Origin of the sequence: Polaribacter sp., assembly GCF_049276715.1 — a bacterium.
In the GTDB taxonomy this organism is placed as follows: Bacteria; Bacteroidota; Bacteroidia; order Flavobacteriales; family Flavobacteriaceae; genus Polaribacter.
The window spans coordinates 1-12,982 of record NZ_JBASWY010000052.1; the positions used below are offsets into that span (position 1 = coordinate 1).

8 protein-coding genes are annotated in these 12,982 nt (G+C 29.9%); all 8 read right to left on the reverse strand.

What is annotated here, in order from left to right:
• Positions 1 to 15: 15 nt before the first annotated feature.
• The 8 genes from WAO74_RS13230 to WAO74_RS13265 all read right to left on the reverse strand — a co-directional run bounded on the left by WAO74_RS13230 (position 16) and on the right by WAO74_RS13265 (position 12,982).
• Positions 16 to 3,657: an ABC transporter permease/M1 family aminopeptidase gene (locus tag WAO74_RS13230; RefSeq protein WP_422162732.1), complete on the reverse strand. Its 3,642-nt coding sequence runs from the start codon at positions 3,655 to 3,657 to the stop codon at positions 16 to 18.
• Positions 3,658 to 3,689: 32 nt separating this feature from the next.
• On the reverse strand, positions 3,690 to 4,577 hold the full coding sequence (locus WAO74_RS13235) for an ABC transporter ATP-binding protein (RefSeq protein WP_422162733.1): 888 nt from the start codon (positions 4,575 to 4,577) through the stop codon (positions 3,690 to 3,692).
• 158 nt (positions 4,578 to 4,735) lie between these two features.
• Positions 4,736 to 5,914 carry an aspartate aminotransferase family protein gene (locus WAO74_RS13240; RefSeq protein ID WP_422162734.1) on the reverse strand — a complete coding sequence of 393 codons (1,179 nt, stop codon included), beginning with the start codon at positions 5,912 to 5,914 and terminating at the stop codon, positions 4,736 to 4,738.
• Position 5,915: 1 nt separating this feature from the next.
• Positions 5,916 to 7,538, reverse strand: coding sequence for an OstA-like protein (locus WAO74_RS13245; RefSeq protein WP_422162735.1), 1,623 nt, complete (start codon positions 7,536 to 7,538; stop codon positions 5,916 to 5,918).
• Positions 7,539 to 7,601: 63 nt separating this feature from the next.
• On the reverse strand, positions 7,602 to 8,873 hold the full coding sequence (locus tag WAO74_RS13250; protein ID WP_422162736.1) for an adenylosuccinate synthase: 1,272 nt from the start codon (positions 8,871 to 8,873) through the stop codon (positions 7,602 to 7,604).
• Between the two features lie 69 nt (positions 8,874 to 8,942).
• A complete protein-coding gene (locus tag WAO74_RS13255) occupies positions 8,943 to 9,386 on the reverse strand; it encodes a Fur family transcriptional regulator (RefSeq protein WP_422162737.1) in 444 nt (147 codons plus the stop codon).
• Between the two features lie 70 nt (positions 9,387 to 9,456).
• A complete protein-coding gene (locus WAO74_RS13260; protein WP_422162738.1) occupies positions 9,457 to 11,679 on the reverse strand; it encodes a RelA/SpoT family protein in 2,223 nt (740 codons plus the stop codon).
• Positions 11,680 to 11,749: 70 nt separating this feature from the next.
• Complete coding sequence (locus WAO74_RS13265) at positions 11,750 to 12,982, reverse strand: M48 family metallopeptidase (RefSeq protein ID WP_422162739.1); 1,233 nt, start codon at positions 12,980 to 12,982, stop codon at positions 11,750 to 11,752.

The window sequence follows — 12,982 nt, forward strand, 5'->3', positions numbered from 1 at the left end:
TTAAAGTTAAAAAAACTATTTAAGAATCTCTTCTATGTTTATGATATTATCATCTGGAATTCTGTCTATCATTTTATTATAAGGATCTATACCTGCTTTTAAAGGTAGTTTATCAGTTGTAAAAGTATAGGTTGATGTTCCAGGTTTAACCCAAGTTTTTTCTAAAAATAAAGGAGATTTAATAGTCATACCTTGTTTATTTTTAATGTCTGTATCAAAAATGGCTATTTCAAGTAAGTTTGGTTTTGTGCCTTCTTCCAGTAATTTTCCATTACCATCAAAATAATTTTTAGCACTTTCTACTTCAATACTTACTTCATATTTATTATCACTTATTTTTTTATAAGTCGCTTTTTTAATTTTATTAGAATACAGTGTTATTTTTTCGAAACTGTCTTCTAAATAATATTTTAAAGAATCTGGTGTAACTCCTTTCATATAATCATACCATTCTAAAGTAGTTGTAAATGGAGCTTCTCTAAATTTCGCAGCATTTGTATAGGCTTTAAAACCTGAGTTTAGACTATCTTCTCCTATTAAATCTTGCAATGCATAAAGTATTAAACCACCTTTTCTGTACCAAACATAAGCTTGATTATCATTATCTAAAAGTGTTTTTTCAAACTTACTTTCGTTGGCTCTACTTCTTAAATATCTGTCTAATTCTTCTTTTAAAAATTGCTGCATGGCATCAACTCCATATTCTTTTTTCATCACCATTAAAGAAGAATACTCTGCCATAGATTCTGATATTTGATTTGAACCACGTGTTGCAGAAGGAGATATTTGATGTCCCCACCATTGATGCGCAACTTCGTGAGCAGTTACTGTGTACACATAATCTAAATCGTTTGGATCACTAAAATCGCCAACCCAACCAAAACTTTCTGCAAATGGAACAGTATTTGGAAAAGATTGTGCAAAAGTAGAATATCGTGGGAATTCTAAAATACGCATTTGTTTGTATTGATAAGGCCCATAATTTTCTGAAAAATAATCCATAGAATGTTTTACACCCTTTACAAAGCGATCTAAATTATAGGTGTGTGTTGGGTGATGAAAAATTTCGATATTCACTTTTTCTCCAGATTTACCATTCCAAACTTCACGATGAACTGAATATGCTGCTGATGAAATATTATAGAAGAAATCCAATTCTCCAGACATTTTATAATGATAATATTTACGTCCATTTTCTTCCCATTCTTTTTGTAATTTTCCTGGCATTATTGCAATCTGATTTGGAGCTGTGCTAACAGTACCTTCGAAAGTTATGTAATCTGCATCATCATTAAAAAGTAAATTACTAGTTCCCCAAGCATCAGTTTGGACAGGTAATTGATAATCTTTTATTGGCAAATTGTATTTCTTTCGATCTTGATCGCTTGTTAATTCTCCTTGTGAATTGTAGCCAAAAGAAGGAAAAAAATTATTGTTTAAAAATGTACCATTGTAAACAATATCTGCTCCTGAACCTTCATTAGGAAAACCTTTATACGAAGCAAAAACTTCCATTTCTAATGTAATTGTATCTTTGGGTTGTAAAGGCGTATTGAAAGCATAAATTTCATAACCATAATCGTCAAACCTTTTTCCTAATTTCGGAGATTTACCATCTAAAGTAAAAGATTTCACTTCCTTTTTAAGCAAACCTTCAGGCCCCCAACTTAAATGTAATGAGTCTATAACTTCATCACTTTTATTAACCATTATATAAGTCGTTTTAATAGTTGCAGAGCGTTCTTCTGGAATTAAATCTGCATTTACTTTTACATCTATAATTTTAGGTTGTGCAATTTTATTGTACTTGCCTAAAATTTTTTCGTAATTAGCAGAACCAATTGTTCCTGCTTTTACAGTTGCGTATTTATTGATTGTTTTTGTATTGTGGTTTATATACAACCCAGAACTAACGAATACAATTAACAAAATAATAGCAGTACTTAAAGTTTTTACATTTAATCGTTCTTTTACTATTGACCATCTTGCTTTTCTTCCAGAATCTGTTCCACGTTTCCAAAATAAATAACCAATAACTGTGAGAAAACCTCCACAAGCTAACCAATACGTTCTGAACCAAAATAAAGCTTCACCAAAATGCCCAAAACCATTCATATCAGAAACAGTATAACCAGGAGAATAGCTATATAAATATAAGTTGTTGTTTATATCTGCTAGATTATTTAAACCAAATAACAGCACCCAAATTGCGATGGCAATTACATGCCCCATAAATTTTTTGGTAACTAAAGAGTGTACAAAAAAAGCAAGCATTATAAAGGTGATGTATTTTGGGAATTCTATGAGATATAAATCTGTAAAATACAAATCAAACTCAAAATTGAAATATCCTTTTAATACTTGATTTAGAACACCACTTACCAAAATTAAGTTCACTAAAATGAAGCTAATCATTACCAATGCTAAAAACTTAGAGCCGTAAACAATTTTATTAGGAAGTGGGAGTGAGCCAAAAATTTGATCGTAATTTACATTACGTTCTCTATGTAAAACTTCTCCTGTCATAAAAACAATCAGAATAAATATAAGAATAACATACGTAAAACTTTTTACTTCTAACATGTAAATTGTTAAAGGTAAAGAGGGTGTTCCATATAAAGGAGAACCAAACCAACCATCAAAAAACAAGAATAAAACTGCAGCTATTAATATTGCTTTAAAGAAATTGTCTCTCACAATATTTTTTAGCTCCATAAAAGCCAAACTAAATAGTAATTTTACGTTTAAACTGCTTGAAAATAGTTGTGTAACTTTTGGTATTTTAGTTAAAGCTGATAATGGTTTTGCTTCATCTAAATTATCGTGTTTCTTTTTAGTATTATAATTTTTGTTCAAAAAACGAATAAAATCGAATCTAAAAAGAGTGTATAAAAAAGCAACTAAACCCAAACCTACCCAGATTAAACGATTCCAAACTAACATTCCACTAAATGGAACTGTTAATGAGTTTTGCTCTTCAGGGGTCCAATATTGAATAATATTTTGATACGTTCCTAATCCAAAAGGATCTAATAAACTTACCAAGTTTTTGTTTTCAATATCTTGAGTTAAAGTCAACGTTATCAAATATGTAATAAACAGAATTGCACCACCTGCATACGCTAACATTACTTTTTTAGTGAGACTTACTAAAGCAAAAAAGATACAGCCTGCAAAGAAGAAATTTGTCCAATACAACATAAGTGTTGGTTGTAAATAATGCCAAAAATTAAAAGTTGTAAAACGTTCTGGTTCCTCGTAACCAGCAAAAGGACCAATAAAAAAACCGATAATTAAACCAATTTGTAATCCTAAACTTACCAAAAATAGCACAGACATAGAGCCGAAAAATCGACCTAATAAATAGCCTTTTTCAGTTAAAGGATAAGAAAAATAATAATTTTCTGTTTTGTGTTCTATATCCCTATAAATAGGAACCCCCATAATTGCGCTCGAAAGCATAATGCCAAAAATACTTATGGTAGAAAGCATTGTTGCAATTGCAACTGGTGAGTTTACAAATACTTTTTCTGATGCAGGACCATTTCCTCCAATGGAAACGATTAGCCCAAAAATTAAAAGTATTCCAAAATAAGCCCATGTTGCAGGACGCTTTAATCTATATTTTATTTCGAATATAAAAATTTCTTTAAACATAATTGATTGATTTTAGTTTGGTTAATAAACAATTATGCATGAATAGATTCCATACGTGAAGTAATTTCAGCAAAATAAACATCTTCTAAAGTAGCTGGACTAGATTCAAACGTTGAATCTGGCTGATTGTCATTTAGCACGTGGATTACAGTTTGTCCTGCTTTTAAATGCGTAGAAATAACTTGCATTTCGTTTTGATAGTTTTCTAAATCTGCTTTTTCAATGGCTTTTTTCCAAATTTTACCTTTTACAGCTTCTGTTAAAACTGCAGGATTTCCTTTGGCTACAACTTCCCCTAAACAAATAATTGCCATATTGTTACACAAATTAGAAATATCATCTACAATATGAGTAGATAAAATAACAATCGTGTTTTCGCCAATTTCACTTAATAAATTATGAAAACGAACACGTTCTGCAGGATCTAAACCAGCAGTTGGTTCATCTACAATTATTAATTTTGGTTCGCCAATTAAAGCCTGTGCAATTCCAAAACGCTGTTTCATACCTCCAGAATACGTTCCTAAACTTTTATTTCTAAATTGCCACAAATTTGTTTTATTTAATAAAGATTCTACTAAATCTTTACGCTCTCCTTTGCTTGCAATTCCTTTTAAAGCTGCAATATGACTAAGCATATTATAAGAACTCACTTTTGGATAAACACCAAATTCTTGTGGTAAATAACCTAAGATTTTTCGAACTTGAGCTTTATCATTTAAAATATCTATATCATCTAACATTACTGTTCCAGAATCTGCTTGTTGAAGCGTTGCTAACGTTCTCATTAAAGAAGATTTTCCTGCACCATTTGGTCCTAAAAGACCAAACATTCCCTGAGGAATATTTAGAGTTATATTTTTTAAAGCGTGTACTCCATTAGAATACGTTTTACTAAGATTTTCAATTTTTAATTCCATAGGTAAAAAAGTTGTTTGGTTAGTTGATTAATATTTCTTTTTAAAACAGCTTTGCTGAAAAAGCTATTTACATAGTTTTCAGAAAGGTACGTTTTTAAAATAAAAGATAAAAATGAAAAAGGACTAATTTAGAGTGAAGAAGAAATTTTAAAGAGAGTTTAAGTCAATTCCTCAATAGATTCTATTAGAATTGAGCAACCTAAAATAAGTTCTTCATCTGAAATGGTTAATGGAGGTGTAATTCTCATGGCTCTTCCTTCGAATAATAAAAAGAATAAAATCAATCCTTTTTCTAAACATTTGTGAATAATTTTTGCGGCTAATTCTGGTGTTTCAACAATAGCAGCCAACATTAAGCCTTTTCCTCTAATTTCTTTAATAGCAGAATGTTGTAAGTGTTTTCTAATGATTTTTTCTTTTCGTAAACTTTCTGAAGTCAAGTTTTGTTCAAGGATTTCTGTAACTGTTGCAAAAGCAGCAGCAGCAATTACAGGATGTCCTGCAAATGTAGAAATATGGCCTAATTTAGGATTGTCTTTCAACAAACTCATGTGCTCAAAAGAAGCAATAAAAGCCCCAATTGGCATTCCACCACCTAAACCTTTTCCTGTAATAATAATATCAGGAATTACATTGTAATTTTCGAATCCCCAGAATTTTCCAGTTCTTCCAATTCCTGTCTGTATTTCATCTAAAATTAATAAAGCCCCAACTTCTTTACAACGTTGTTTAACTTTTGCTAAGTAATTATTTTGAGATTCAATAAAACCAGCTCCACCTTGAATAGTTTCTAAAATAACAGCTGCTGTTTTATTGGTTATTTTTTGCAAGCAAAAATCGCAATTGAAATTGATAAATTTAATTCCAGGAATTAAAGGTCTAAAAGCAGCATTTTGTCTTTCTACTCCAGAAACACTCATGGCACCTTGTGTATTTCCATGATAAGAGTTTTTTGCAGCAATTATTTCTGACCTATTTGTAACTCTTTTTGCCAATTTTAAAGCACCTTCAGTAGCTTCTGTACCTGAATTTGTAATATAAACGGATTGTAAATTCTTTGGTAGAGTAGAGGCTAATATTTTGCACAAATCTACTTGTGGTTTTTGAATGAACTCACCATAAACCATTACATGTGAATAACTATCCACTTGATTTTTAATTGCTTCTGAAACTTTTGGATGATTATGACCTAAACTATTTGCAGAAACTCCAGCTACAAAATCTAAATATTTTTTACCATTAATATCATAAATATAAGATCCTTTTGCTTTCGAAATTTCTATGGCAAGTGGGTGAGGAGAGGTTTGTGCTTGATATTTAAAAAAATCTGATTTCAACTTAATTATCTATTTTTGAAATACCTTTCTTCTTTTTAGGAGAAGGCTCTTTGTCTAAAATTGCAGCAGGTTTTTGAATACTTTTCTTTTTAACTGGAGTTCTATCTCTTTCTTTATCTTGTATAAAAATATCTTGCATCTTTTTTGGTTGCTCATCTTCTCGCCAAATAAAACCTTTTAATCTTCTTACTTCTTCAGGTAACATAGAAGGAGGGTAAGTTTTTCCGTCAGATTTTTTTAAATATTTTATAGTTTCTATTACTCCATCATCTAAAGTAAACTCAATATTGCTAGATATTTCTTTGGTAATTGTTTCTAAAATATCGGTTTCATCATTTCTGTTGTAATAAACAGATTCTGCATTTCCTAAAACTAGTAATGTTTTTAACTTGCTATTTTCAAATTTACCAAACATATTTCTACCTTTTATTTGGTTGAAATCTTCAAGAGATAAAGAGTCTTTAGAGACAATAAATGCATTGTTGAACACTTTTAGAGAGTCCAGTTTCTCGGTTTCTAGGTTTGATTGTAAATAAATAGAATCACCTGTAATCTGGTTTTCCTCTGACCAAATAACAGGATTTCTATACATTTTTGTATATCCAGTTTCTTGATTTGTATAGATAGAATCGCATTTACCTTGTAAATCCGATTTAAATATTTTTACTCTGTGATAGGTTCTGATAATTCGCTTTTCTGGTTTTCCTGTAACCAATAATGTATCACCATGCACAAACATTGAGTCTTTATCTATGATTGATATAGCAACTGCTTTTTTAATGATAAATAACGAATCTTTTTTCTCAAACAATTCTGCATAATTTCCTTTTGATATAAAATTCTGAACTGTATCTATTACTTGAATATTGTTGGTTGCAGATGCAAAACCTCTTTTTTTATCATAATATAAACTATCACCTTCAATAGTTCTTTCTTTTAGAAAAATCTTCGCATTTTTTACAAAATGAGAAATATCAGTTTTGGTATTGTAAAAACCTCTTTCACAATAAATTCTATTTTGATTTTCCGTATTTGTAATGGTTGATGGACCATATAAATAAGCAAGTCCAGTTTCTGTATAGTAATCTAAATGGTTAGATTCTAAGTTATGCTCAGGGTTTACAACAGTTACTCTAGTTGTTGCTATGAATTTTTTGGTCTCTAAATAATAATTTCCATTTTTACTTTTTAGAGTATTTGTTTCATCTTTTATAGTTCCATAACTTTGATAGTATAACTTTTGATTTATTCTATCAAACTGTAAAGTATCTGTGGTTAAAACCATTGTTGGGTCTGTTAAAACAACATTTCCCCAAGAAAGTGCTTGTTTAGAATTTGCATCATAATCTGCATAATCGCTTGTTTGAGTTATGGTATCTCCTTGTTTTATAAAAACATTTCCAATAGCTTTAAAAAAGTTTTCTTTTCTGTAATATAAAGCTTGCTGACAAGTTAAATCTACACCTTCGTGTTTCATTTTCACATTTCCAATAAGCACTGTTGCTCCTGGAAATTTTTCTTCATCAGCTTCTTGTATTTCAGCTTCATATTCAATTTTTTTCTTTTCCTGAGAAAAAGAAATCGATACTGATATAACTAGCAATAAAAAAAATATTCTTTTCAAAAGATTTGTTTTGCAACAAAAATAATGAAAAGAATATCTTAAGCTCTTAATATTTATATAAATCTATCTAAGAATAGTTTGCTTTCTATCTGGACCTACAGAAACAATTTTAATAGGAACTCCAGTTTCTTTTTCTATAAAAGCAACATAATCTAATAAGTTTTTAGGTAATTGCTCTGCAGAAGTCATTTTTGTTAAATCTGCTTGCCAACCTTTAAATTCTGTATAGTTCACAGAAACATTTTCTGGTTCTATATTATAAGGTAAATGTGTTATTTTTTTTCCTTTGTAATTGTATGATGTACAAACTTTTAAGGTATCAAAACCAGAAAGTACATCACCTTTCATCATCATTAATTGGGTAACACCATTTACATCTACAGCATATTTTAAAGCTACTAAATCTAACCAGCCACATCTTCTTGGTCTGCCTGTTGTTGCACCAAATTCGTGTCCAACTCTTCCCATTGTTGCTCCATCTTCATCAAATAATTCTGTTGGAAAAGGTCCAGAACCAACTCTTGTTGTGTAGGCTTTAAAAATTCCGAAAACTTCACCAATTCTGTTTGGGGCAACACCTAAACCTGTACAAGCACCTGCTGCAGTTGTGTTTGATGATGTTACATAAGGATAGGTTCCAAAATCGATATCTAATAAAGAACCTTGTGCACCCTCTGCCAAAATTGTTTTTTTATCTTTTATTGCTTGATTTAAAAACTCTTCGCTATCAATAAACTCTAATGTTCTTAATTTATCGATTCCTTTTCTAAATTCAGCTTCCAATTCTGTTAAATCGTACTCTATCTGAACATCAAAAAACTCTAACATTTTAATGTGTTTTTCTGTTAGAGTATCGTATTTTTCTTTCCAGTTTTCTAATTCTAAATCTCCAACTCGCATTCCATTTCTACCAGTCTTATCCATGTAAGTAGGACCAATTCCTTTTAAAGTAGAACCAATTTTAGCTTTTCCTTTAGAGGTTTCTGAAGCTGCATCTAATAATCTATGAGTTGGTAAAATTAAATGTGCTTTTCTAGAAATTAGTAATTTTGAGGTATAATCGATATTATGCTTGTCTAAATTTTCTAATTCTTTTTTAAAAATTACAGGATCTATAACCACGCCATTTCCTACAACATTTAATGCTGTTTTATGAAAAATACCTGATGGTATTGTATGTAAAACGTGTTTAAAACCATCAAAAATTAAAGTATGACCAGCATTTGGGCCACCTTGAAAACGAGCAATAATGTCGTAATTTTTGGTTAAAACATCTACAATTTTACCTTTTCCTTCATCTCCCCATTGTAATCCTAGTAATAAATCTACAGCCATTTTATAAATTTGTAATTATTTAGTTGTTTATCTGTTGTGTTTTTTTTGCAAACTGTTCATAGAAACTGCTTACTTTTTTTTTGTTCCGTAAAAATAAAGTGAATGATTTTGAATATCGATATCAAAAATATCTTCGATCGTTTTCTTAATGACTTGAATTCTTGGGTCACAGAATTCTTTCACTTCGCCAGTATCTGTAAAAATTACATGATCGTGGTTTTTATCAAAATAACTTTTTTCATAACGTGCCATAGATTGTCCATCAAATTGATGCTTACGAACCAAATTACAGTCTAATAATAAATCTATGGTATTGTACAAAGTAGCTCTACTTACTCTGTAGTTTTTGTTTTTCATTTTAATGTAGAGTGATTCTATATCAAAATGTTCTTCTGCTGCATAAATTTCTTGAAGTATAGCGTATCTTTCAGGAGTTTTTCTGTGTTTGTTTTCTTCTAAGTATGATGTGAAAACCGTTTTAACTACTTCTTGATTTTCAAGAGAATTACTCATTATATTTAATTTACAAAAAACAAATTTACAGTTATTTCTTAATAAAAATCAACTTTTATAAAAATGATATTTACATTCTATCAACACGTTCTACATTTTTAACGCCTTCTACTTTTTGAATGCGTTTAATAAGCTTATGAATTTGTGTATTATTTTTAACGCTTAGAGATATTTTACCATCAAAAACACCTTCGTCTCCAGATATATTTATACTGTGAATAAAAACACCCATATTACTGGAAATTATTCTTGTAACGTTATTTACAATTCCTGAATGGTCTACACCACTTATATGCAAAACAGCCTTAAAATCTTGCTTTGTAGAATCTATCCATTTTGCAGGCATAATTCTATAAGCGTAATTAGATTGTAAAGAAATTGCATTAGGACAGTTCTTTTTATGAACTTTTAAACCATCATTAATTGTTAAAAACCCAAAAACTTTGTCACCAGGAATTGGATTACAACATTTAGAAATAGCATAATCTAATTTTTCTTCTTCTTTGCCAAATACTAAAGCATCGTATTTATTTGTTACTTCATCTGAGTTCTCTTGCGACTCATTGGTGGGAGAACTTCTTCTTAATTTGGTTTTAAAGAAATTTAGGATGGTACTGTTTCTTTGAGATAAGTAGGCTTTTAATTGTGTATTGTCTATAGCACCATTTCCAAACCTATAAAATAAATCGAAACTTGTTTTTAATTTAAAATAGACAACAAGTTCATTTACTGTTTTTTCTGTAAAAGGAATTTTTAAATGACGCAATTTTCTTGTTAAAATGGCTTTCCCTTCTTCTGCAATTAATTTTTCTTCTTCTTTTAAAGCTGCTCTAATTTTGGTTTTTGCTCTTGCTGTTATTACAAAATCTAACCATCTAGAATTGGGTTTGTTTGTAGAACTGGTGATTACTTCTATTTGATCTCCGCTTTTTAAGACGTGACTTAAAGGTACCAGTTTTCCATTTACTTTTGCGCCTCTACATTTTAAGCCTACATCTGTATGCACTGAAAAAGCAAAATCTAAAGCAGAAGCATCTTTAGGTAAAGATTTTAATTCGCCTTTTGGTGTAAAAACGTAAATTTCTTTGGCATATAAATTTAATTTAAAATCTTCTACAAAATCTACAGCATTTAAACTCTGGGTTTCTAAAGATTCTTTTAACTTATTTAACCAAGACTCTAAACCGCTCTCATTTTTCTGATTTTGTTTGTATTTAAAATGCGCTGCATACCCTTTTTCTGCAATTTCATTCATTCTTTCAGAACGAATTTGAACTTCTACCCATTCTGCATAAGGACCAATTACAGTAATATGAAGTGCTTCATAACCTGTAGATTTTGGTTGTGTTATCCAATCTCGTAAACGAGCTGGGTTTGGTTTAAAATAATCTGTAACTATCGTATATATTTTCCAAGCTGCAAATTTATCGTCTTTAGAATCAGCCTTATAAATAATTCTGATGGCATATTTATCGTAAACTTCGTCAAATGTTACATTTTGACTTTGCATTTTTCTACGAATAGAATAAACCGATTTAAAGCGTCCTTTAATTTCGTAATCGAAATTTTCTTTGTCTAAACCTTCTTTAAGTGTATCTGCAAAAGTATTTAAATATTTTTGTTGTTCTTCCTTGCTTTCTTTTATTTTACTTAAAATTCCATTGTAAACTTCTGGTTCTGTATATTTTAGACCTAAATCTTCTAATTCAGTTTTAATGTTATAAAGGCCCAATCTGTGAGCAAGAGGTGCATAAATATAAATGGTTTCTGAGGCAATTTTAAGTTGTTTATCTGCAGGCATTGAATCCATAGTTTGCATATTGTGCAACCTGTCTGCAATTTTTATTAAAATAACTCGAACATCATCATTTAACGTTAAGAGCATTTTTCTAAAATTTTCTGCCTGAATAGAAGCGTCTTGTTCTTTGTTTAAACGAGATATTTTTGTGAGTCCGTTTACAATTTTAGCAATCGTTTTTCCAAATAAATGCTCCATATCATCTATGGTGTAACTGGTATCTTCTACAACATCATGCAATAAAGCAGCAGCAATAGAAACAGCCCCCAAACCAATTTCCATAGCTACAATTTTAGCCACTGCAATTGGATGAAAAATATAAGGTTCTCCAGTTTTTCTGCGTTGTTTGGAATGAGCATCTACAGCAATATCAAAGGCTTTTCTTATTAATTCTTTATCTTCTTTTGATAAAACTTCGTAAGTACCTTTTAGCAAATCTTTGTAACGATTTGCGATTTCTTTATTTTCTTCTTCTATGGTTGCTGTATATTCCATAAACTAGGTTAAAGATTTCTATTTAAAATCTAGAGTGAATTTATGAAATACAATTTTAACGAGCAAGGAATTAAGATTCTAAATTGCGAATTCTTTCTAACAAAGTTGGATGTGAGTAATGTGCAAACACATAAGCAGGATGTGGTGTTAAATTACTCAAACTATTTTTAGATAATTTTTTGAGTGATGTTATTAATGGTTTGCCTGCAAATGTTTCTTTGGCATAATTATCTGCTTGATATTCAAATTTACGCGACATATAATTCATAAATAAGCCTGTAATTTCTGATATTGGCGAATATAAAATTCCGAATGCAATTAAACCAATATGAAAACTTGGTATTGAAACTCCCAAAGCTTCAGATAAAACACTTGAATTTATAAAAAGTGATAAAATAAATAAAGTGAATCCTGTGAGAAGGATAGAGGAAACTAAATTAAAAATGATGTGTTTTCTTTGGTAATGACCAACTTCATGAGCTAAAACAGCGACAATTTCATCGGTTTCCAAATCTTGTATTAAAGTATCGAAAAGGGTAATTCTTTTTTGTGAACCAAAACCAGAAAAATAGGCATTGGCTTTTGTAGAACGTTTAGAGCCATCGATTACAAAGATATTATTGATAGTAAAACCGACTTTTTTTGCGTACTTTTCTATGGCTGATTTTAATTCTCCATCTTCTAAAGGAGTTTGCTTGTTAAATAATGGAACTATTAATTTTGCATAAAACATATTCATAAACAATGAAAAAACAGCGACTAAAACCCAAGCATATATCCAGAAATTTTCTCCAGCCAATTGATAAAACCAAATAATGAGTGCTAAAATTCCTCCTCCTAAAATAATGGACATTAACCAACCTTTTACTTTGTCTAGCCAAAATGTTTTTTGGGTAGATTTGTTAAAACCAAATTTTTCTTCAATTACAAAAGTTTTGTAATAAGAAAATGGTGTTGTTAAAATATCTGAACCTAACATAATAAAGCCGAAGAAAATTAAAGCTACTAAAATTGGATGGTTTGTAAAATTTCTAGCAAAATCATCTACATATTTAAATCCATCAACAAAAAAGAAAGTTAAGGTTAGAATAATTGAAAATATGGAAGTTAAATTAGAAAATTTCTCATTTGTCTTTTTATAAGCTTGAGATTTTTTGTATTCATCTTCATCATAAACATCTGCTAATTTTGCAGGAATTTTATCATCAAAATGTTTGGCATTTAAAATGCCTAAAATTTTATCAATAATAAAACTAATGATGATTATTGAAATTAATAGATAGAATAGGGAAGTAGGTTGCAT